17 protein-coding genes are annotated in these 21,486 nt (G+C 72.7%); 9 read left to right on the top strand and 8 right to left on the bottom strand.

Features of this window, described 5'->3' with window-relative positions; all coding sequences use genetic code 11:
* From O7600_RS03465 to O7600_RS03440, 6 genes are all read left to right on the top strand, one after another.
* Positions 1-1,092: an ABC transporter ATP-binding protein gene (locus O7600_RS03465; protein WP_281592256.1), complete on the top strand. Its 1,092-nt coding sequence runs from the start codon at positions 1-3 to the stop codon at positions 1,090-1,092.
* A complete protein-coding gene (locus O7600_RS03460) occupies positions 1,089-2,066 on the top strand; it encodes an ABC transporter permease (protein WP_281592255.1) in 978 nt (325 codons plus the stop codon). Before O7600_RS03465 ends, O7600_RS03460 begins: the two co-directional genes overlap by 4 nt.
* Before the next feature lie 3 nt (positions 2,067-2,069).
* On the top strand, positions 2,070-3,104 hold the full coding sequence (locus tag O7600_RS03455) for an ABC transporter permease (protein WP_281592254.1): 1,035 nt from the start codon (positions 2,070-2,072) through the stop codon (positions 3,102-3,104).
* Positions 3,101-4,108, top strand: coding sequence for an ABC transporter ATP-binding protein (locus O7600_RS03450; protein ID WP_281592253.1), 1,008 nt, complete (start codon positions 3,101-3,103; stop codon positions 4,106-4,108). The genes O7600_RS03455 and O7600_RS03450 overlap by 4 nt, the downstream gene beginning before the upstream one ends.
* Positions 4,109-4,144: 36 nt before the next feature.
* Positions 4,145-5,554 (top strand): GH1 family beta-glucosidase, encoded by a 1,410-nt coding sequence (locus O7600_RS03445; protein ID WP_281592252.1) that lies wholly within the window; start codon positions 4,145-4,147, stop codon positions 5,552-5,554.
* A gap of 154 nt (positions 5,555-5,708) precedes the next feature.
* The gene (locus O7600_RS03440) at positions 5,709-7,598 is read left to right on the top strand and encodes a ricin-type beta-trefoil lectin domain protein (protein ID WP_281592251.1); all 1,890 of its coding nucleotides are present in this window, start codon (positions 5,709-5,711) and stop codon (positions 7,596-7,598) included.
* A gap of 64 nt (positions 7,599-7,662) precedes the next feature.
* Here O7600_RS03440 and O7600_RS03435 read toward each other — a convergent pair whose 3' ends face one another.
* A complete protein-coding gene (locus O7600_RS03435; protein WP_281592250.1) occupies positions 7,663-8,898 on the bottom strand; it encodes an ROK family protein in 1,236 nt (411 codons plus the stop codon).
* Between the two features lie 137 nt (positions 8,899-9,035).
* Between O7600_RS03435 and O7600_RS03430 the strand changes: the two genes are divergently transcribed.
* Complete coding sequence (locus O7600_RS03430; RefSeq protein ID WP_281592249.1) at positions 9,036-10,397, top strand: glycosyl hydrolase family 18 protein; 1,362 nt, start codon at positions 9,036-9,038, stop codon at positions 10,395-10,397.
* A gap of 48 nt (positions 10,398-10,445) precedes the next feature.
* Here the strand turns inward: O7600_RS03430 and O7600_RS03425 are convergent, their stop codons facing one another.
* Positions 10,446-11,918: a M1 family metallopeptidase gene (locus O7600_RS03425; protein ID WP_281592248.1), complete on the bottom strand. Its 1,473-nt coding sequence runs from the start codon at positions 11,916-11,918 to the stop codon at positions 10,446-10,448.
* Between the two features lie 84 nt (positions 11,919-12,002).
* Between O7600_RS03425 and sthA the strand changes: the two genes are divergently transcribed.
* The gene (gene sthA / locus O7600_RS03420) at positions 12,003-13,406 is read left to right on the top strand and encodes a Si-specific NAD(P)(+) transhydrogenase (protein ID WP_281592247.1); all 1,404 of its coding nucleotides are present in this window, start codon (positions 12,003-12,005) and stop codon (positions 13,404-13,406) included.
* Positions 13,407-13,470: 64 nt separating this feature from the next.
* Complete coding sequence (locus O7600_RS03415; RefSeq protein WP_281594058.1) at positions 13,471-14,109, top strand: class I SAM-dependent methyltransferase; 639 nt, start codon at positions 13,471-13,473, stop codon at positions 14,107-14,109.
* A 161-nt stretch (positions 14,110-14,270) separates the two neighbouring features.
* Here the strand turns inward: O7600_RS03415 and O7600_RS03410 are convergent, their stop codons facing one another.
* Genes O7600_RS03410 through O7600_RS03385 form a run of 6 tightly spaced genes read right to left on the bottom strand, consistent with a single transcriptional unit; the run spans position 14,271 to position 21,471 of the window.
* Positions 14,271-16,061, bottom strand: coding sequence for a gamma-glutamyltransferase family protein (locus O7600_RS03410; RefSeq protein ID WP_281592246.1), 1,791 nt, complete (start codon positions 16,059-16,061; stop codon positions 14,271-14,273).
* Positions 16,062-16,072: 11 nt separating this feature from the next.
* Positions 16,073-17,089, bottom strand: coding sequence for an ABC transporter ATP-binding protein (locus O7600_RS03405; protein ID WP_281592245.1), 1,017 nt, complete (start codon positions 17,087-17,089; stop codon positions 16,073-16,075).
* The gene (locus O7600_RS03400; protein WP_281592244.1) at positions 17,086-18,114 is read right to left on the bottom strand and encodes an ABC transporter ATP-binding protein; all 1,029 of its coding nucleotides are present in this window, start codon (positions 18,112-18,114) and stop codon (positions 17,086-17,088) included. The genes O7600_RS03405 and O7600_RS03400 overlap by 4 nt, the downstream gene beginning before the upstream one ends.
* Positions 18,111-18,992 (bottom strand): ABC transporter permease, encoded by an 882-nt coding sequence (locus O7600_RS03395; RefSeq protein WP_281592243.1) that lies wholly within the window; start codon positions 18,990-18,992, stop codon positions 18,111-18,113. Before O7600_RS03395 ends, O7600_RS03400 begins: the two co-directional genes overlap by 4 nt.
* The gene (locus O7600_RS03390; RefSeq protein ID WP_091574562.1) at positions 18,989-19,933 is read right to left on the bottom strand and encodes an ABC transporter permease; all 945 of its coding nucleotides are present in this window, start codon (positions 19,931-19,933) and stop codon (positions 18,989-18,991) included. The genes O7600_RS03395 and O7600_RS03390 overlap by 4 nt, the downstream gene beginning before the upstream one ends.
* The gene (locus O7600_RS03385) at positions 19,933-21,471 is read right to left on the bottom strand and encodes an ABC transporter substrate-binding protein (protein ID WP_281592242.1); all 1,539 of its coding nucleotides are present in this window, start codon (positions 21,469-21,471) and stop codon (positions 19,933-19,935) included. The genes O7600_RS03390 and O7600_RS03385 overlap by 1 nt, the downstream gene beginning before the upstream one ends.
* Positions 21,472-21,486 lie beyond the last annotated feature (15 nt).

Raw genomic sequence — 21,486 nt, 5'->3', positions numbered from 1 at the left:
ATGACGACGACCGAGAGCGCCCAGGCGCCGGTCGACGAGGTGGTGCTGGAGGCCGTCGGCCTGACCAAGCACTTCCCCGTCCGCCGGCGGTTGCGCAGTCTCCTCTCCCGGACCCCGACGGTGGTGCACGCCGTCGACGACGTGTCCATCGCGCTGCGCCGTGGGCGGGTGACCGCGCTGGTCGGCGAGTCCGGCTCCGGCAAGTCCACGGTGGCCCGGCTGCTGGCCCAGCTCTACCCGCGCACCGCCGGCGACATCCGGCTGCACGGCGCGTCGACCCGGGTCCGCGGCGGCCGCCCGTTCCGCGCCTACGTGCGCCGGGTGCAGCTGATCCTGCAGGACCCGTTCGCCTCGCTGAACCCGGTGCACACGGTCCGTTACCACCTCACCCGCTCGCTGCGCATCCACGGTAACGCGGGCACCGGCCCCGACGGGCTGGAGCGGGCGCTGGCCGACCTGCTCACCCGGGTCAGCCTCACCCCGCCGGAGCGCTACCTCGACGCGTTTCCGCACGAGCTGTCCGGCGGCCAACGCCAACGCGTCGCCATCGCCCGGGCGCTCGGCGCGAACCCCGAGGTGCTGCTCGCCGACGAGCCGGTGTCGATGCTGGACGTGTCGATCCGCCTGGGCGTGCTCAACCTGTTGCAGGACCTCAAGGACCGGCTCAACCTGGCCATCCTCTACATCACCCACGACATCGCCTCGGCCCGCTACTTCGCCGACGAGACGATCGTCATGTACGCGGGACGGATGGTCGAGGGCGGTGACAGCGAGACGGTCACCCAGCGGCCGGCCCACCCGTACACCCGGTTGTTGACCGACTCCGCGCCGGACCCGGAACGGATCACCGGCGCGGGCGCCGACGCCACCGGGGCCGGCGAGCGCGGGCACGGTGAGCCGCCCAGCCTGATCCACCCGCCCGCCGGCTGCCGGTTCCACCCGCGCTGCCCGCACGCCATGGCGCGGTGCACCAGCGAGCTGCCGCCCGCGATCCCAGTCGACGACCGCCCCGGGCACTGGGCGGCGTGCTGGCTGTTCGACCCGGCCACCGTCGCGGCGGAGAACGGCGTGGCCGAGGAGGCGACCCGATGAGGTTCCTGCTGCAACGGGTGGCCTTCTACCTGTTCACGGCGTGGGCGGCGATCACCCTCAACTTCTTCATCCCCCGGATGGTGCCGGGCGATCCGGTGCAGTCGCTGATCTCCCGCAACCAGGGCCGGATCAGCGCCGACGCGATCGCGTCGCTGCGGGTGCTGTTCGGGCTGGACTCCGACCGCAACCTGTGGGAGCAGTACGTCGCCTACTGGGGCCAACTCCTGCACGGCGATCTGGGGCTGTCGTTCACCTTCTTCCCGGCGCCGGTGTCCGAGGTGATCGGGAACAGCCTGCCGTGGACCGTCGGCCTGGTCGGTGTCACCACCATCGTCAGCTTCCTGCTCGGCACCGCGCTCGGCGTGGGCGCCGGCTGGCGGCGCGGCTCGTGGATCGACGGGCTGCTGCCGGCCACCACGTTCCTGTCCTCGATCCCCTACTTCTGGCTGGGCCTGGTGGCGATCGCGCTGTTCGCCGGCCCGGGCAGCTTCTTCCCCTCCTCCGGCGGCTACGAGCCGGGCCTGGTGCCGGCGTTCGACGCGTACTTCATCCCCAGCGCGCTGCAGCACAGCATCCTGCCCGCGGCGACCATCCTGGTCTCCTCGATGAGCGGCTGGATCCTCAGCATGCGCAACATGATGGTCACCGTCTCCAGCGAGGACTACATCACCGTCGCGCACGCCAAGGGCCTCTCCGAGCGCCGGGTGGCGCTCAGCTACGCCGCCCGCAACGCGCTGCTGCCCAACGTCTCCGGCTTCGCGCTGTCGCTCGGCTTCATCGTCGGCGGCACGCTGCTCGTGGAGATCGTCTTCTCCTACCCGGGCCTGGGGTTCCAGCTCTTCCAGGCCGTCGGCAGCAAGGACTACCCGCTCATGCAGGGCATCTTCCTCATCATCACCATCTCGGTGCTGGTGGCGAACCTGCTCGCCGACGTCGCGTACCTGCTCCTCGACCCGCGGACCCGAAAGAGCTGAGCGATGACACTATCCCCGTCGAGCATCGAGCAGGTCATCCCCAGCCAGGGGGCGATGGCGCAGCCGTCGGCCCGGGCCCGGCGCCGCCGGTTCCGCTTCGTCGCCAACGCCAAGGCCGCCACCGGCCTGGCCATCCTGGCCGGGTACGCGCTGCTGGCGGTCATCGGGCCGTGGATCGCGCCGTACGACCCGGACGCGCGCAGCGTCGACGTGCTCCAGGCGCCGTCGGCCCGGCACTGGTTCGGCACCACCCACCTCGGGCAGGACATCTTCAGCCAGATCCTGGTCGGCGCGCGCAGCGTGGTCGTGGTGGGCCTGATCGCCGGCGTGCTGGCCACGATCCTGTCCGTCCTCATCGGCGTGACCGCCGGCTACCTGGGCGGCGCGGCCGACGAGAGCCTGTCCGCCCTGTCCAACGTGTTCCTGGTGATCCCCGCGCTGCCGCTGATCATCATCGTGGCGTCGCTGGTCGACCAGGCCGGTGAGCTGCTGGTCGCGTTGATCATCGGGCTCACCTCGTGGGCGTGGGGCGCCCGGGTGCTGCGCGCCCAGACACTGTCGTTGCGCCGCCGCGACTACGTCGAGGCGGCCCGGGCCACCGGCGAGCGGACCTGGCGGATCATCGGGTTCGAGATCCTGCCCAACCTGACCGCGATCATCGCCTCCGGCTTCGTCGGCACCGTGATCTTCGCGGTGATGTCGGAGATCACCCTGGCGTTCATCGGCATCTCGTCGGTCAGCTCCTGGAACTGGGGCACCATCCTGTTCTGGGCGCAGGGCCAGCAGGCGCTCGCCCAGGGCGCGTGGTGGTGGTTCGTGCCGGCCGGGCTGGCCATCGCGCTGCTCGGCACCGCGCTCGCGCTGATCAACTTCGGCATCGACGAGTTCGTCAGCCCCCGCCTGCGCACCGGCGGCCGGACCCGGATCCGCACCGCCGACGGCCGCACGGTCCGGATGCGCGTCGGGTTCACCCCGGTGCTGGCCCCGAAGCCGGCCCCCGTTCCGATGCAGGACACCCGGAAGGACGTCGCCCCATGAACGACAAGGTGCTGGAGGTCCGCGGGTTGTGCGTCGACTACGGCGTCGGCGCGGAGGCGGTGCGGGCGGTCCGCGACGTCGACCTGACGCTGCACCGGGGTGAGGTGCTCGGCCTGGCCGGGGAGAGCGGCAGCGGCAAGTCCACCCTGGCGTACGGGCTGACCCGGCTGCTGCCCCCGCCGGGCGTGGTCAGCGGCGGCCAGGTCGTCTACCACCCGGCCGACGGGCCGCCGGTGGACGTGCTGACGCTCAGCCCGGCCCGGCTGCGCGAGTTCCGGTGGGCGGAGACGTCGATCGTGTTCCAGGGCGCGATGAACTCGCTGAACCCGGTGCACAAGGTCTCCACCCAACTGTTCGACGTGATCCGGGCGCACGAGCCGAAGAGCACCGCGGCGAGCCGGCTGGCCCGCGCGAAGGAGCTGCTGCGGCTGGTCGGCATCGCCGCCGACCGGCTGGACAGCTACCCGCACCAGCTCTCCGGCGGCATGCGGCAGCGCGTCATGATCGCGATGGCGCTGGCGCTGGAGCCGCAGGTGGTCATCATGGACGAGCCGACCACCGCGCTGGACGTGGTGATGCAGCGGCAGATCCTCGGCCAGCTCGCCGAGCTGCGCGACCGGCTCGGCTTCGCGGTGCTGTTCATCACCCACGACCTGTCGCTGCTGGTGGAGTTCTCCGACCGGATCGCCATCATGTACGGCGGCCGGATCGTCGAGGAGGCGCCCGCCGCCCGGCTGTACGCCGAGCCGCTGCACCCGTACACCGAGGGGTTGCTGCACTCGTTCCCGGCGTTGCGCGGGCCGCGCCGGGAGCTGACCGGCATCCCCGGCTCCCCGCCGGACCTGCGCGCCATGCCGTCGGGGTGCGCGTTCCACCCCCGCTGCCCGAGAGCCTTCGACCCGTGCGACGAACGCCTGCCGGTGCTGGGCCCGCCCGGCGTCGACGACCCGACCCGGGCTGTCGCGTGCTGGCTGCACCCGGCCGTCGCGCCCCTGTCCCGCTGACCCGCCCGAGCCCACCCGCTACCCGCGAGGAGAACCATGGACACCGACCTCACCCGTCCCCGCGTCGAACAGGTCGACCCGATCGACACGCTGCCGCCGACCTTCCGGTGGGGGGTGGCGACGTCGTCGTACCAGATCGAGGGCGCGGTGGCCGAGGACGGCCGCACTCCGTCGATCTGGGACACCTTCTGCCGGGTCCCCGGGGCGGTGGCCAACGGCGACCACGGCGACGTGGCCTGCGACCACTACCACCGGATGCCCGAGGACGTCGCGCTCATCGCCGACCTGGGGCTGGACACCTACCGGTTCTCGGTGGCCTGGCCGCGGGTGCAACCGGGCGGGCGCGGCCCGGCCAACCCGGCCGGGCTGGCCTTCTACGACCGGCTGGTGGACGAGCTGCTCGGCCGCGGCGTCGACCCGTGGGTGACGCTCTACCACTGGGACCTGCCGCAGGAGCTGGAGGACGCCGGCGGCTGGCCGAACCGGGACACCGCCTACCGGTTCGCCGACTACGCGGAGCTGGTCTTCGCCGCGCTCGGCGACCGGGTCCGCACCTGGACCACGCTGAACGAGCCGTGGTGCTCGGCCATGCTCGGCTACGCCTACGGCGACCACGCCCCCGGCCGGCGGAACCTGGGCGACGGCATCGCCGCCGCGCACCACCTGCTGCTCGGGCACGGGCTGGCGACGCGGCGGCTGCGGGCGGCGGCGCAGTCGCCGATCGAGCTGGGCCTGACCGTGAACCTGTCGACGGCCGACCCGGCGACCGACAGCGCGGCCGACCGGGACGCCGCGCGGGCGGCGGACGGGCTGGGCAACCGGCTCTACCTGGACCCGGTGCTGCGCGGTGAGTACCCGCAGGACGTGGTGGCCGACCTGGCCGCCGAGGGGGTGCGGATCCCGGTGCAGGACGGCGACCTGGAGGTCATCGCCACCCCGATCGACGTGCTCGGGGTGAACTACTACTTCGGGCAGCTGCACTCCGGGGTGGACGAGCAGGGCCGGGAGCGCGACGACGACGGCCGGCCGGTGCGCCGGGTGGTCCGCCGGGACCTGCCGCGCACGGCGATGGACTGGGAGATCGTGCCGGAGTCGTTCACCGACCTGCTGGTGCGACTGCACCGCGACTACCCGGGCGTGCCCATGGTGATCACCGAGAACGGGGCGGCGTTCGACGACAAGCCGGACGCCGAGGGATTCGTGGCCGACGACGACCGGGTCGACTACCTGACCGAGCACCTGCGGGCGGTGGCCCGGGCCCGGCAGGCGGGCGCGGACCTGCGCGGCTACTTCGCCTGGTCGCTGCTGGACAACTTCGAGTGGGCGTACGGATACGACAAGCGGTTCGGCATCGTCCGGGTGGACTACGAGACGCAGCGCCGCACCCCGAAGCGCAGCGCGCTGTGGTATCGCGACACGGTCCGGCGGGTGCGCGGGCAGCGCTGAGCCGACGACCGCGGGCGGTCGCGCGGGAGATGTCCCGGGCGGCCGCCCCGACGCGTCCGGAGGCAGGTCTGGCCGCTTTTTTCATGCCTTGACATAAGCCGGGTGCGAGCGGTTTTCTCATTCGCGGATGTCGATTGATCCGGAAGGAGCATCCGTGTCCCCCACCACCGTCGCACGTCTCGCCGGCCGCGCCGCCCTGACGCTCTGCCTCACCGCCGGCCTCGCCACCGCCGTCCCCGCCGCCCCCGCGCACGCCGCCGGCGAACGGGTCGACGTCTGGCTCACCACCACCTCCGACTCCGGCGGCCGGACGGTCACCCGGGGTCTGCAACAGCAGAGCCCGCTGGCCTTCGCCGCCACCAGCCCCGGCGCCACGCACACCGTCACCGTCGACGAGAACACCAGGTACCAGCCGTTCGAGGGCGCCGGGGCGTCCATCACCGACACCACCGCGTACCTGCTGCGCGGCGGGCCGGTCAGCGCCGCCACCCGGGACGCGGTGATGCGCAAGCTGTTCAGCCCCACCGACGGCATCGGGCTGTCCTTCGTGCGCAACCCGATCGGCGCGTCCGACCTGTCCCGCCCCGGCCACGTCTCGCTCGACGACACCTGCTGCGACCTCGGCGACTTCGGCGCCAACGGCTACGACACGAACGTCGAGCTGCTGACCGCGCAGGCCCGGCAGCTCAACCCGGCGCTGCGGGTGATGGTGGTGCCGTGGAGCGCGCCCGGCTGGATGAAGGACAACGGCCGGATGGACCAGATGGGCTGGCTGAAGTGGGAGCACTACGCCACCTACGCGCAGTACCTGGTCCGCACGATCCAGGCGTACGCGGCGCGCGGCGTCACTGTCGACTACCTGTCGGTGCAGAACGAGCCGAACTGCTGCCAGGCCGGCAACCCCACCGCGATGGACTACCCGGGCATGAGCTGGAACGCCTCCGGCCTGGCCGAGCTGACCAAGAACTTCGTCTACCCGGCGTTCCGGGCCGCCGGGATCACCACCAAGGTGCTGGTGCACGACTGGAACTACGGCGACTACAACACCATCGGCTCCGGCCTGCTGGCCGACAGCGCGGTACGGACCGACCCGCTCTTCGGCGGCATCGCCTGGCACGGCTACTTCGGTGACCCGGCCGTCGGCAGCCAGGTACGCGGCCAGTATCCGGCGGTGCCGCAGTTCAGCACCGAGCACTCCGGCGGCACCTGGATCACCAACCAGCACAACGAGGACATGGCCGACATCGTCACCTACGCGCGGAACTGGAGCCGCAGCGTGGTGAAGTGGAGCCTGGCGGTCAACCAGAACATGGGCCCGCACAACGGCGGCTGCGGCACCTGCACCGGGCTGATCACCGTGCAGGAGGGCGGCGCCCGGGCCGGCCAGGTCGACTACACCATCGAGTACTACACCACCGGGCACCTGACCAAGTTCGTCCGGCCCGGCGCGACCCGGATCGACTCCACCGCCAACGGCACCGTGCCGAACGTCGCCTACCGCAACCCGGACGGCTCCAAGGCGCTGCTCGCGCACAACGGCGGCACGTCGGCCCAGTCGGTGCGCGTGGTGTGGGGCGGGCAGTCGTTCACCTACACGCTGCCGGCCCGCACCACCGCCACCTTCACCTGGTCCGGCCCGCAGTCCGGCGGCGGCGGATCGGCGACCGGCCTGGTCACCGGCATCGGCGGCAAGTGCCTGGACGTGACCGACAACGCCAGCGCCGACGGCACCCCGGTGCAGATCTGGGGCTGCTTCGGCGGCGCCAACCAGCAGTGGACCCGCGCCGCCGACGGCACGCTGCGCGCGCTCGGCAAGTGCCTGGACGTGGCCGGCGGGGGCACCGCCGACGGCACCCGGGTGCAGCTGTGGACCTGCAACGGCAGCGCCGCGCAGCAGTGGACCTGGACCGCCGGCCGGGACCTGGTCAACCCGCAGGCGAACAAGTGCCTCGACGTCACCGGCAACACCTCCGCCGACGGGGCGAAGACGCAGATCTGGAGCTGCACCGGCGGGGCCAACCAGAAGTGGACGCTGCCCTCCTGACCCGAGCGGCCGGGCCGGCGGCAGCGCCGGGCCGGCCGCTCGGCGGCGATGCCGGCCCGGCCGCTCAGCGGCCCCGCGTGACCCGGGCCGGGCGGACCGCCGGCTCGCGGGGCACACCGCCCTCGCGCAGCAGCCGGGCCATCGGCAGGGTGGCCGCGCCCATCGCGACCGCGTCCGGTCCGAGCCGGCACAGCTCGATCGAGGTCTGGGCGTACGGCTGGCGCAGCGCGTGCCGCGCGGTGGCCTCGCGGATCGCCGGCAGGTGCCGCTCGCCCAGCGCGAGCCCGGCCCAGCCGCCGAGCACCACCCGCTCCGGGTTGAACAGGTTCACCAGGTTCGCCACCCCGGCGCCGAGGTAGCCGACCGTCTCGTCGATCACCGTCGCGGCGGTGCGGCCGGTGGCGCGCAGCAGCTCGCCGAAGGCGGTCTCCTCGTCACCGCCGGCCGCCGGTCGACCCCGGTTGGCCTGCCGGAACCGGTCGAGCACCCCCTCCGCCCCGACGTACGCCTCGAGGCAGCCGAGGTTGCCGCACCGGCAGCGGCGCCCCCCGTACACGATGGTGGTGTGGCCCCACTCGCCGGCGCTGCTGTGCGCGCCGCGGTAGCCGACGCCGTCGGCGACCACGCACGCGCCCACGCCGGAGCCGACCAGGGCGACCACGGCGTGCCGGACGCCCCGGCCCGCGCCGAACCACATCTCGGCCTGCCCGAGCGTCTTCGCGCCGTTGTCGACGTGCACCGGGACGTCGGTGCCGGCGCGCAGCATCGCGCCGAGCGGGACGCCGTCCCAGCCGAGGGTCTGCGCGTGCACCACGGCGTCGGCGGTGCGCTCGACCGTGCCGGCCACGGCGACCCCGAAGCCGAGCACGGCGGTCGGGTCGACACCGGCCTGTTCGGTCACCGCGGCGAGGCCGTGCAGCAGGTGCGTGGCGACCTGGCGCGGGTCGGGCTCGGCGGCGGCGATCGGGTACTCGGCCTTGGCCAACGCGGTCATGGCCAGGTCGAACAGCTCGACCTGCACCCGGGTCTCGCCCACGTCGGCGCCGACCAGGTAGCCGTAGCCGGGGGCCACGCGCAGCAGCACCCGGGGCCGGCCGCCGTCGGACTCGACCGAGCCGGCCTCCTCGACCAGTCCCTCGCCGATCATCTCGCCGACCAGGTTGCTCACACTGGCCAGGCTCAGCGCGGTCGACTGGCCCAGCTCGTGCCGGCTGAGCGGGCCGTCCAGCCAGATCCGGGTGAGCAGGACCGACCGGTTGGCCCGGCGCATGTCGCGCACCGTGGTGCGTCTGGCGTCCACGTCCGCCGCCGTCCTTCCCCCGGCCGCCCGCTGGCGACCTGCATTCACGCCGTGAACCAAGTGGTGACAGACTACTGCGCATTTACACTTAACAAAGTTAACTGATAGCCTCCGGCGCATCGATGAGGAGGTATGTCATGCGACTCGGACGCGGGATGACCGCGCTACTCGGTGGCGTCGCGCTGCTCGCCGCCACCGCCGCCCTGCCGGCCACCGCCGGCGCCACGCCCACCGGCACCACGCTCGCCGGCGCCGGGAGCGCGCTGGTGGCGTGCGACGCGCCGGCCTGGGCCGAGGGTGTCACCTGGACCGCCGGCGGCCGGGCCGGCTACGGCGGGCGGCTCTACCAGGCGCTGGTGACGCACACCCCGCCGGTCGGCGCCGGCTGGACCCCGGCCGCGGTGCCGGCGCTCTGGACCGATCTCGGCGCCTGCACCGGCGGCACCCCGTCGCCCACCCCCACGGCCTCCCCCTCCCCCACCCGGACGCCGACCCCCACGCCCACGCCGACCGCCACGCCCAGCCCGACCTCGCCGGGTGGTGACACCTGCGCGCTGAAGTCCCGGCCGACCGGCAAGGTGCTGCAGGGCTACTGGGAGAACTGGGACGGCGCGGCCAACGGCGTGCACCCCGGGCTCGGCTGGATCCCGATCACCGACTCCCGGATCCCCGGGCACGGCTACAACGTGGTGACCACGGCGTTCCCGGTGATCCGCGCCGACGGCACCGTGCTCTGGGAGGACGGCATGGACGCCGGGGTGAAGGTGCCCACCCCGGCGCAGGTGTGCCAGGCCAAGGCCGCCGGGCTGACCGTGCTGCTGTCCATCGGCGGGGCCGCCGCCGGCATCGACCTCAGCTCCGCCGCGGTCGCCGACCGGTTCGTCGCCACCGTGGTGCCGATCCTCAAGCGCCACAACTTCGACGGCATCGACATCGACATCGAGACCGGGCTGACCGGCAGCGGGAGCATCACCCAGCTCTCGCCCTCGCAGGCCAACCTGATCCGGATCATCGACGGGGTGCTGGCCCAGATGCCGGCCGGCTTCGGGCTCACCATGGCTCCGGAGACCGCGTACGTCACCGGCGGCAGCGTCACCTACGGCTCGATCTGGGGCGCGTACCTGCCGATCGTGAAGAAGTACGCGGACAACGGCCGGCTCTGGTGGCTGAACATGCAGTACTACAACGGCTCGATGTACGGCTGCGCCGGCGACTCGTACCCGGCCGGCACCGTGGCCGGTTTCGTGGCCCAGACCAACTGCCTCGACGCCGGCCTCGTCGTGCAGGGCACCACCATCCGGGTGCCGCTGGACCGGCAGGTTCCCGGGCTGCCCGCGCAGACCGGCGCCGGCGGCGGCTATATGGGCCCGGCCCTGGTCGGCCAGGCGTGGAACACCTACCAGGGCCGACTCAAGGGGCTGATGACCTGGTCGATCAACTGGGACGGCTCGAAGGGCTGGACGTTCGGCGACAACGTCCGCGCGCTCCAGGGCCGCTGAAAGAAGCGACGCGGGGCCCCGTCGACCCGACGGGGCCCCGCGCGGAGGTCAGCCGACGGCGATCTTCTTCGGCGTGGTCTTCGAGTCCAGCCAGGCGTTGATCAGCGCGGTGAAGTCGCGGCCGGTCTGCTTGTTGACGAAGGCGATGAACGACGCGCGGTCCTGCTGGGTGTTGCGCTGGTCCTGCACCCAGGCGCGGGCCAGCGCGAAGAACGCCTTGTCGCCCACCTCGCGGTGGATCTCGCGGAGCATCGCCGCCGGGCAGAGGTAGACGTTGCCCTCGGCGAACCGCTTCGGGTCGGGCCGGCCGGGCGGACCGAGCTTCTTGCGCAGGACGGCGTCGCCCTCGCGCAGGTACCGGTCCAGGCTGGCCTCGCTGAGCTTCAGCGTCTCCTGGGTGTAGAGGTCCTGGGCGTACTTCGCCCAGCCCTCGTTCAACCACAGGTCGGTCCAGGTGGTCGGCGTGACGGAGTTGCCGAACCACTGGTGGGTGTACTCGTGCAGCAGGTCGCTGCCCCAGCGGTCGCGGCGGGCCCTGGTGTTCTCGATCTTGCGGCCCATCGTGATCATCTGCTGGGTCTCCATGCCCGACGCCGAGTCCACCACCACCACGCCGCCGGAGGGGAACGGGTAGGGGCCGAACTTCTTCTCCAGCCACGCCAGGTACTGCGGGGACTTCTTCAGGTACGGCAGCAGCTTGTCGTCGGCGCCCTTGCGGTACCAGAAGGTCAGCGGCACGCCGCGCGGGCCCGTGGCGGTCAGCTTCTGGTATTTCCCGACCGCGAGCGTGGTCAGGTAGGTCGCCACCGGGTCGGTGCTGCGGTAGGTGAACGTGGTGCCGGACTGCCCGGCGGGGGTGCCGCTGGCGATCGCGGACCAGCCCGCGGGCACGGTCACCCGGATGTCGTAGAGCGCCTCGTCGGAGGGCTGGTCGTTGGCCGGGTACCAGGTGAACGCCCCGAACGGCTCCTGCATGGTCCAGAGGCCGCCCTCCTTGGTGAGGGTGAGACCCAGGGCCTCGGTGTCCTTGCGGTGCGACGGCATCGGCGTCGTCCGCGGCCTGCCGCGGTAGGTCACCACCAGCGTCACCGGCTGGTCCGCGACGACCGGGGCGGACACGGTCAGCTTCTCCTTCGCCACCGCCCCGGGGACCGTCGCGCCGTCCAGCGTCACGCCGTCGAGCTGGTAGGGCATGAAGTCGAGGACGAGGTTCGACGCGTCCTTCACCGGCCGGATCCGCAGGGTGGCGGTGCCGGTGAGGGTGGTGGTCGACGGGGCCCATTCCAGGGCCAGGTCGTAGTGCAGGACGTCCACCGCGTCGGTGCCCCGGGCGGGATAGACCGGGTCGGCCACCGGGGTGGACCGCCCGGCCTGCCAGGCGGTGTAGTCGACGGCGGCGACGGTCGGGCTCGGCGTGGCGGCGGGGGCGGACGGGGTCGCGGCCGGGGCGGCGGGATCGGTGGTGCAGCCGGCGACGAGCAGCGGTCCGAGGAGCAGGATCAGGGGTACGGGGCGGCGCATCAGCGCACCATACGGCAGTGATCCACTTCCGTGGGGGCCGTCGTCGGCTGGCGCCCGGCCGGACATCCTGCGACGCTGACTGTCGTGTACGACTACGACCTGTTGGTGCTGGGCTCAGGACCGAGTGGACAGAAGGCGGCGATCGCCGCGGCCAAGCTGGGCCGGCGGGTCGCCATCGTCGACCGCCGCGACATGCTCGGCGGCGTCTGCATCAACACCGGCACCGTGCCGTCCAAGACGCTGCGCGAGGCCGTCCTCTACCTGACCGGGCTCAGCCAGCGTGACCTCTACGGCAGCAGTTACCGGGTCAAGGAGGACATCACCGTCGCCGACCTGGCCGCCCGCACCCAGCACGTGATCACCCGGCAGACCGACGTGATCCGCAACCAACTGGCCCGCAACCGGGTCGCGATGATCACCGGTACGGGCCGGTTCGCCGACCCGCACGCGGTCTGGGTCGACGCCGGCTCCGGTCGGGAGACCCGGGTCAGCTTCGACAAGGCGGTCATCGCCGCCGGCACCCGGCCGGCCCGCCCGGACAGCGTCGACTTCGACGACCGGACGATCGTCGACTCCGACGGCGTCATCAACCTCCAGGCCGTGCCCCGCAGCATGGTCGTGGTCGGCGCCGGCGTGATCGGGATGGAGTACGCCTCGCTGTTCGCCGCGCTGGGCACCAAGGTGACGGTGGTGGAACGCCGCGACCGGATGCTCGACTTCTGCGACGAGGAGATCGTCGAGTCGCTCAAGTACCACCTGCGCGACCTGTCGGTGACCTTCCGCTTCGGCGAGGAGGTGGCGGCCGTGGAGAAGCACCGCACCGCCGCGCTCTGCGTCCTGCGCAGCGGCAAGAAGATCGTGGCCGACACGGTGATGTACTCCGCCGGACGCCAGGGGCAGACCGACGACCTGGCGCTGGAGGCGGCCGGTCTCACCGCCGACCACCGGGGCCGGATCCCGGTCGACCCCAGCTACCGCACCGCGGTCGACACCATCTACGCCGTCGGCGACGTGATCGGCTTCCCGGCGCTGGCGTCGACCTCGATGGAGCAGGGCCGGCTGGCCGCGCAGCACGCGTGCGGCGAACCGGCGCGCACCATGTCGGAGCTGCAACCGATCGGCATCTACACCATCCCGGAGATCAGCTTCGTCGGGAAGACCGAGGAGGAGCTGACCGAGGCGTCCACCCCGTTCGAGGTGGGCATCGCCCGCTACCGGGAACTGGCCCGCGGACAGATCGTCGGCGACTCGTACGGCATGCTGAAGCTGCTCGTCTCGCCGGAGGACGGGCGGTTGCTCGGGGTGCACGTGTTCGGCACCGGCGCCACCGAGATCGTCCACATCGGGCAGGCCGTGATGGGTTGCGGCGGCACCGTCGACTACCTGCTCGACGCGGTGTTCAACTACCCGACGCTGGCCGAGGCGTACAAGGTGGCGGCGCTGGACGCGGCCAACAAGATCCGCAACATCACCCGGATCGACGGCTGACCCGTGGCGCAGGTGACGGCCACGGTCGCGGCGGTCGGCACCGGCCCCCCTGCGTGCGCGGATAATCATCGACATGAACGTCCGATATGACGAGGTTCTCGACCCGCTGCGCCAGGCGTACGACGCCCGCGCGGCATGGCGCGACGGGTTGACCAAGGAACCGTGGAAGGTGGCGGAGCGTCAGGCGTTCCGGGACCGTCTGGCATCAGGTGCGCGGCTGCTGGAGGTCGGCGCGGGCACCGGGCAGGACAGCGTCTTCTTCCGCCAGGAGGGCCTTCCCGTAGTCGCGGCCGACCTGTCGCCGGTGATGGTCGAGCACTGCCGAGCCAAGGGCATCGAGGCCCACGTGATGGACTTTCTGCACCTGGACTTCCCGCCCGACTCCTTCGACGCGGTGTTCGCGATGAACTGCCTGCTGCACGTACCCAACCACGATCTACCTGCGGTCCTGGCCGCCATCCGGGCCGTCCTGCGCCCTGGTGGACTTCTCTTTGTCGGGGTGTACGGCGGCGGCGAGAGCACCGAGGGCCCTATCGACGATGACCAGCACGTGCCGCCGCGCTTCTTCTCGTGGCGAACTGACGACCAGTTGCTCGGCTTTGCCGCCGCCGCGCGGTTCGACGTCGTGGACTTCCATCCGGTCGACACCGGTCGCGGCTACCGGTTCCAGTCGATGACCCTGCGACGGCCCAGCGGCGCCTGAGAACCAGCAGGGATCCACCGCCCCGACACCCCGCCCCCGCCCCGCGATCACGGCCTCGCCGATCGTGGACTTGTGGCGCCTCGGATGTCCGTCACGTGGCTTTGTTCAGGTGCCACAACTCCACGATCGAGGGAGCACGTGCACGTGCGGCCGGGCCCGGATCAGCGGCCGGTGGCGTAGCCCTGGGCGCCTCGCGGGTTGGCGGCGGCCGAGAGGACGCCGTTCCGGGGGTCACGGGCGACGGCGCAGAGGCGACCCAGGCTCCACGGATCCGACCGGCGCACGGTGTGCCCCTTCGCGCCCAGCGCCGCGAGCACGTCCGGGTCGAGACGGTCCTCGACCACCAGCACGCCCGGCTCCACCTCACGCGGGTAGAACGACGCGGGCAGGCTGGTGGTGTGCCACGCCGGCGCGTCGATCGCCTCCTGCAGTTCCTGCCCGCCGACCAGGTGGCGCAGCAGGAACAGCAGCTGCCACTGGTCCTGCTGGTCGCCGCCGGGCGTGCCGCAGGCCAGGACCGGCTCGCCGTCGCGCAGCACCAGGGTCGGGCTCAACGTGGTGCGCGGGCGCCGGCCCGGCGTCAGCGTCGAGGCGAGCCCCTCCTCCAGCCAGCACATCTGCAACCGGCTGCCCAGCGGGAAGCCCAGCTCGGGGATGGCGGGCGAACTCTGCAGCCAGCCACCGCTCGGGGTGGCCGAGATGATGTTGCCCCACCGGTCGACCACATCGACGTGGCAGGTGTCGCCCCGGGTCACGCCGTCGGCGCGGACGGTGGGTTCGCCGGTGCTCGGATCCTGCGGGCCGGCCCGCCGCGCGGCGTGCGCGCGCAGGTGCGCCGGCAGTCGCGGCGACACGCCGGCCGGGCTGCCGGGACGCAGCGCGGTCGAGGCCCGCGCACCGATCAGCGCGGCCCGCTCACGGGCGTACGCCGGGGACAGCAGCGTCGCCGCCGGCGCCTCGCCGGTGTCGCCGTACCAGGCCTCGCGGTCGGCGAAGGCGAGCTTCAGCGCCTCGGCCTGCGCGTGGATGCCGTCCACGGTGGACGGGTCGAGCGCCCGGGGATCGTCGAGCGCGTCCAGCACCGACAGCGTCTGCAGCAGCACCGGGCCCTGGCCCCAGAACCCGGACTTGGCCACCGTGTGACCGCGCCAGTCGAGCGTGACCGGCTCCTCCCACGTCGCCGACCAGCCGGCCAGGTCGGCGCCGGTGACCAGGCCGGCGTGCGACCGGCCGCTGGAGTCGCGGAACGGCAGCCGGCTGAACCGGTCGATCGCGTCGGCGACGAACCCCTCGCGCCAGGCCCGCCGGGCCGCCTCGATCTGCGCCTCCCGGTCCGCGCCGGCCGCGCCGGCGGCATCGACGAGGCGGCGCAGCGTCCGCGCGTACGCCGGATTGGTGACCATCTCCCCCGCCGCCGGCGCCCGGCCGTACCGCAGCCACAGCTCGGCGGAGGTCGGCCAGTGTTCGGTGAACAGCGCCCGGACCCGCTCGACGGTCTGCCCGGCCGCGCCCACGAGCGGATGGCCCGCGGTGGCGTAGCCGATCGCCGGTTCCAGCACCTCGGCCAGGGACCGGGTGCCGTGGTCGCGCAGCAACAGCAGCCACGCGTCCACCGCGCCGGGCACCACGGCGGCGAGCGGGCCGGAACCGGGCACGAGGTCCAGACCGAGCGAGCGGAAGTGCGCCACCGTCGCGCCGGCCGGGGCCGGGCCCTGACCGCAGAGCACCCGCGGGGTCGGATCGTCAGCGGTCGCCAGGATCGCCGGCACCTCGCCGGCCGGGCCGTTGAGGTGCGGCTCGACCACGTGCAGCACGAAGCCGGCGGCGACCGCCGCGTCGAAGGCGTTCCCGCCCCGCTCCAGCACGCCCATCGCGGACTGGCTGGCGAGCCAGTGCGTCGAGGAGACCATGCCGAAGGTGCCGCGCAGCGTCGGCCGGGTGGTGAAGGTCATCGCCGCCGAGCCTACGCCGCCGGCACGTCTTCGCGCGCCGGGCCGCCGTCGCGGTCCGGCTCGCCGTCGAGCGGGAACAGGCAGGCGGCCCGGTGGTCGGGTCCGACCTCGGCCAGCGCCGGGTCGGTGCGGGCGCACTCGTCGCGGGCCCGGGGACAGCGGGTACGGAAGCGGCACCCGGTCGGCGGGTCCACCGGGCTGGGGATGTCGCCGGTGAGCACGATGCGCCGGCGCTCCCGCTCCACCCGGGGATCGGCCACCGGCACCGCCGACAGCAACGCCGCCGTGTAGGGGTGCGCCGGCTGCCGGTAGATCCGCTCCGGCGGGCCGGTCTCGACGATGCGACCCAGGTACATCACGGCGATCCGGTCGCTCATGTGCTCGACGGCGGCCAGGTCGTGGGCGATGAACAGGTAGGTCAGCCCGAGGTCGCGTTGCAGGTGCCGCAGCAGGTTCATGATCTGCGCCTGCACGCTCAGGTCCAGCGAGGCGATCGGCTCGTCCAGGACGATCAGGTCCGGTTCGCCGGCCAGCGCCCGGGCCACCCCGACCCGCTGCCGCTGGCCGCCGGACAGCTCGTGCGGATGCCGGTCGGCCGTGTCGGCGCGCAGGCCGACCAGGTCCAGCAGCTCGGCCACCCGGGCCCGGCGGGCGGCGGCGGACGCGGCCAGCCGGTGCACGGTCAACGGCTCGGCGATGCTGTCGCCGACGGTCCGGCGCGGGTCGAGGGACGCCTGCGGGTCCTGGAACACCATGGCCACGCGGCGACGCATGCCGCGCAGGCGGCGCCGGGACCAGCGGGTCACGTCCGCGCCGGCCACCCGGACCCGGCCGGAGGTCGGCTCGACCAGGCGCAGCAGCGCCAGGCCGGCGGTGGACTTGCCGCTCCCCGACTCGCCGACCAGGCCGAGCGTCTCCCCCCGGCGGACGGCCAGGGTGACGCCGTCCACCGCCCGGACCACACCGGCCCGGGTCGGGAAGTGCACCGCCAGGTCGTCCAGCTCGGCCACCACGTCCGCGGCTGTCATGGGGTCTCTCCCGGATAGAAGGTGCGGACGGTGTGCCCGTCGCCGACCGGCGTCAACGGGGGCAGCTCGTGCTCGCACCGGGGGTCGGCGCGCACCGGGCAGCGCGGCCAGAACGCGCAGCCCGGCGACAGGTCGAGCGGGCTCGGCGGCGCGCCGGGGATGGCCACCAGGTCCTCGCCCCGCCGCGACGGGTCCGGCCGGGCAGCGAGCAGCGCCCGGGTGTACGGGTGGGTGGGCGTGTCGAAGACCGCGTCGACCGGGCCCTGCTCGACGATCCGTCCGCCGTACATGACCGCGACGGTGTCGGCGATGCCGGCGACCACACCCAGGTCGTGGGTGACCCAGACGACCGCCGTGCCCAGCCGCCGTTGCAGGTCGGCGACCAGCTCGACGATCTGCGCCTGGGTGGTCACGTCGAGCGCGGTGGTCGGCTCGTCGGCGATGAGCAGGTCCGGCTCGCAGGCCAGCGCCATGGCGATGACGACACGCTGGCGCATGCCGCCGGAGAACTGGTGCGGGTAGGCGTCCACGCGCTGCGCGGCCGACGGGATGCCGACCAGGTCGAGCAGCTCGACCGCCCGGTCGCGGGCGGCCCGGCGGGTCAGCCCGAGGTGCGCCTCGGCCGCCTCGGTGACCTGCCGCCCCACCGGCAGCACCGGGTTGAGCGAGGTCATCGGGTCCTGGAAGACGAACCCGACGTGCCGGCCGCGCAGCTGGCGACGGCGGTCCTCGGGCAGCGCGGTCAGCTCGCTGTCGAGCAGCCGTACCCGGCCGGTGACCGTGGCGGCGCGCGGCGCGAGACCGGTGGCGGCGAGCAGCGTCATGCTCTTGCCGCTGCCGGACTCGCCGACCAGCGCGAACGTCTCACCGGCGCGGACCTGCCAGGACACGCCGGCCACGGCGTGCGCCGGACCGCGACGGGTGCCGACGGTGACGGTGAGGTCCTCGACGGACAGCACGGTGCGGTCGTCGGTCCCGGTGCGCTGCCCGGGCACGCTCGCGCCCCGCTCGGTGCGGTCGCTCATGGGGTGCTCCTGCGGGCCTCGGCGAGGGTGAGCTGGCGTGGGTCGAGCACATCCCGCAGCGCGTCGCCGACCAGGTTGAAGGCGAGCACGGTCAGGAAGATCGCCGCGCCGGGGAACACGCCCAGCCACCAGGCGTCGGTGACGAAGCCGCGACCGTCGAAGAGCATCCGGCCCCAGGCCGGCGCCGGCGGTTGGATGCCGAGGCCGAGGAAGGAGAGCGCGGCCTCGGAGAGGATCGCGAACGCCAGCGACAGCGACGTCTGCACGATCAGCGGCGCGGCGATGTTCGGCAGCACGTGCCGGCGCATGATGCGCAGGTCGGACGCGCCGATGGAGACGGCGGCGCGGACGAAGACCTGCTCCCGGACGGAGAGCACGCCGGCGCGGGTGATCCGGGCGAAGATGGGCGTGTAGACCACGCCGATGGCGACCATGGCGGTGAGCAGGCCGGGGCCGAGCACCGCCACGATGGCCACCGCCAGCAGCAGCACCGGGAACGCGAACAGCACGTCCATGGCGCGCATCAGCACGCTGTCCAGCCAGCCCCGGTAGTAGCCGGCGAACAGCCCGAGCGTCACGCCGGCGACCAGCGCGATGCCGACGCTGACCACGCCGACCTCCAGCGAGACGCGGGCCGCGACGAGCACCCGGCTGAGCACGTCGCGGCCCAGCTCGTCGGTGCCGAACGGGTGCGCCCCGCTGGGCGGGCGCAGCATCTGGTCCACGTCGACGTCGTTGACGCCCGACGGCGCCAGCCACGGCCCGGCCACGCCCACCACGACCAGCACCAGCAGCACGACCGTGCCGCCGACGGCCAGCGGGTCGCGCCGCAGCGCCTCCAGCACCCGGCGTCCGGTGCTCTCCGACCCGGCGCTCACTTGACCGTGATCCTCGGGTCGAGGCGGGCGTAGAGGATGTCCACCAGCAGGTTGACCAGCAGGAACAGCGCGGCGACGAGCAGCACCGCACCCTGCAGGACCGGGTAGTCGCGGGCCTGCACGGCGTCGAAGGTGAGCCGGCCGATGCCCGGCCAGGCGAACAGCACCTCGATCACGATGACGCCGCCGAGCAGGCTGGCCAGTTGCACCGCGACCACGGTGACCACCGGGATCAACGCGTTGCGCAGCACGTGCCGCAGGATCACCACCCGGTTGCGCAGCCCCTTCGCCTCGGCGGTGCGCACGTAGTCGGCGGAGAGGACCTCCAGCACCGACGAGCGGATGAACCGGGTGAGGATCGACGCGGTGACCAGGCCGACCGTGACCGCCGGCAGGGCCACGTGGGTGGCCCACCGGCCCGGATCGTCGGTCAGCGCCACGTAGCCGGAGGGCGGCAGCCAGCCGAGCACGCCGGCGAAGAGCAGGATGCCCATGATGCCCATCCAGAAGTCGGGCACCGAGACGCCGAACTGGCTGAAGACGCGGGCGGCGTGGTCGACCGCGGAGCCGCTGCGCACCGCCGCGACGATGCCCAGCGGGAACGCGACCAGCAGCGCGAACACCACCGCGGTGACGGCCAGCGACAGCGTCGCCGGCAGGCGTTCCAGCACGATCCGGCTGACCGGCTGGCCGGTGCGGAAGCTGACCCCGAGGTCGCCGGTGAGCGCGTGACCGAGGTAGCTCGCGTACTGCACGGGCAGCGGCTGGTCGAGGCCGGCGCGGGCGCGCAGCGCCTCGTACGTCTGCGGGTCGAACCGGGTGCCCAACGCCACCCGCACCGGGTCGCCCGGCACCAGTTGCAGCAGCAGGAAGACCACCAGGGTCACCCCGAGCAGCACGACCGCGGACTGGAGCACCCGCCGCAGGACGAAGCGGGCCATCACTTGGCGAGGGCGACCGAGCGGAACCGGATGGCCCGGTCGGTGCGCACCTCGTAGCCGGAGACCTTCTTCGACCAGCCCTGCACCACGTCCGGGTTGTAGAGGTAGATGTAGCTGGCGTCGTCGACGATCTGCTTCGCCGCCTGGTCGTACGCCTGCTTGCGGGCGGCCTGGTCGGTCTCGGTGCGGGCCTGGTCGAGCAGCTTGTCCACGGCCGGGTTGCGGTACTTGTGGAAGTTGAACGTGCCGCCGCTGTGGTGCTGGGCGTAGTAGAACTCGTCCGGGTCGACGTTGCCCAGCCAGCCCAGCATGAATCCGTCGAAGTTGCCCTTGGCCTGCTCGTCGAGCCACTGGGCGAAGTCCAGCGTACGGATCTTGACGGTGATGCCGACGTCCTTGAGCTGGGCGGCGATGACCTGGGCGGCGGTGACGGTCTCCGGGTACTCGCTGGTGACCATCAGGTCCATGGTGAGGTTGCCGACGCCGGCCTGGCCGAGCATCTGCTTCGCCTTCGCCGGGTCGTGGGTGTACGGCGCGTACTCGTAGTAGTAGGCGCTGTCCTTCGGGATGGCCGCCTGGTTGACCGTGGCGAGGCCGAACTTGGCCGCCTTGGTGATCGCCTCCCGGTCCAGCGCGTACGCGACCGCCCGCCGCACCTCGGGGTTGTCGAACGGCTTGCGGGCCTCGTTGAGCGCCACGTACCAGTAGTCGGTGGAGGCGGCGGACCGCACCACCGGGTCGTCGCCGTCCTGCAACGACTTCACCTGCTGCGGCGGCAGGTTGTCGGTCCACTGCACCTGGCCGCTGCGTAGGTTCTGCAACGCCACCGTGGGGTCCTTGACGAAGGTGAACGTGACGCCGTCCAGCTTCGGCTTCTCGCCCCAGTAGGCGTCGTTGCGGACCAGCTTGATGCTGTCGCCGGAGGTGTAGCCGGCCACCTTGAACGGGCCGCTGCCGACCGGCTCGGTCTTGACCTTGCCGGACTCCACATTGGACTTCTCCACGATCGCGACGCCCTTGAAACCGCCGAGGTTGGCCAGCAGGTTCGGCGTGGGCGCGCTGAGCGTCACCACCACGGTCGCCGGGTCGGGCCCGGTCACCGACTTGACGGTGGCGAACTTGTACGCGGTGTTCAGCTTCTCCTTGATGATCCGCTCGTACGAGTAGACGACGTCCTCCGAGGTCAGCGGCGACCCGTCGGAGAACTTCGCGCCCTCGCGCAGGGTGAACGTCCAGGTGAGCTGGTCGGCGCTGGTGGTCCACTTGGTGGCCAGCGAGGGCACCATCTTCAGGTCGGCGTCCGGCTCGACGAGCGTGTCGTAGACGTTCTCCAGGACCTGGAAGCTGTAGTAGGCCGAGGTCTTGTGCGGGTCGAGCTGATCGGGTTCGCCGCCGATCGCCGCGTTGAGCACGCCCCCGGCGCTGCCGGCGTCCCCGCCGCCGCCGACGTCGACGCTCTCGCCACCGGTGCATCCGGACAGGACACCCACCGCGAGGGTGAGTGCGGCACCGAACACGCCGAGCTTGTTCCTGGTCATTGGCCCCCCTGCCGC

The sequence above is a fragment of the Micromonospora sp. WMMA1998 genome (genome assembly GCF_027497375.1).
GTDB classification, from domain to species: Bacteria; Actinomycetota; Actinomycetes; order Mycobacteriales; family Micromonosporaceae; genus Micromonospora; species Micromonospora sediminicola.
The sequence above is the reverse complement of the archived record's forward strand: the minus strand, read 5'-3'. Positions and strand labels throughout refer to the sequence as shown.

What these genes read in the sequence shown, in the direction of transcription:
- O7600_RS03465 (WP_281592256.1), top strand. Translation starts at nt 1, where the DNA reads ATGACGACGACCGAGAGCGCCCAGGCGCCGGTCGACGAGGTGGTGCTG.
- O7600_RS03460 (WP_281592255.1), top strand. Translation starts at nt 1,089, where the DNA reads ATGAGGTTCCTGCTGCAACGGGTGGCCTTCTACCTGTTCACGGCGTGG.
- O7600_RS03455 (WP_281592254.1), top strand. Translation starts at nt 2,070, where the DNA reads ATGACACTATCCCCGTCGAGCATCGAGCAGGTCATCCCCAGCCAGGGG.
- O7600_RS03450 (WP_281592253.1), top strand. Translation starts at nt 3,101, where the DNA reads ATGAACGACAAGGTGCTGGAGGTCCGCGGGTTGTGCGTCGACTACGGC.
- O7600_RS03445 (WP_281592252.1), top strand. Translation starts at nt 4,145, where the DNA reads ATGGACACCGACCTCACCCGTCCCCGCGTCGAACAGGTCGACCCGATC.
- O7600_RS03430 (WP_281592249.1), top strand. Translation starts at nt 9,036, where the DNA reads ATGCGACTCGGACGCGGGATGACCGCGCTACTCGGTGGCGTCGCGCTG.
- O7600_RS03425 (WP_281592248.1), bottom strand. Translation starts at nt 11,918, where the DNA reads ATGCGCCGCCCCGTACCCCTGATCCTGCTCCTCGGACCGCTGCTCGTC.
- O7600_RS03410 (WP_281592246.1), bottom strand. Translation starts at nt 16,061, where the DNA reads ATGACCTTCACCACCCGGCCGACGCTGCGCGGCACCTTCGGCATGGTC.
- O7600_RS03405 (WP_281592245.1), bottom strand. Translation starts at nt 17,089, where the DNA reads ATGACAGCCGCGGACGTGGTGGCCGAGCTGGACGACCTGGCGGTGCAC.
- O7600_RS03400 (WP_281592244.1), bottom strand. Translation starts at nt 18,114, where the DNA reads ATGAGCGACCGCACCGAGCGGGGCGCGAGCGTGCCCGGGCAGCGCACC.
- O7600_RS03390 (WP_091574562.1), bottom strand. Translation starts at nt 19,933, where the DNA reads ATGGCCCGCTTCGTCCTGCGGCGGGTGCTCCAGTCCGCGGTCGTGCTG.
- O7600_RS03385 (WP_281592242.1), bottom strand. Translation starts at nt 21,471, where the DNA reads ATGACCAGGAACAAGCTCGGCGTGTTCGGTGCCGCACTCACCCTCGCG.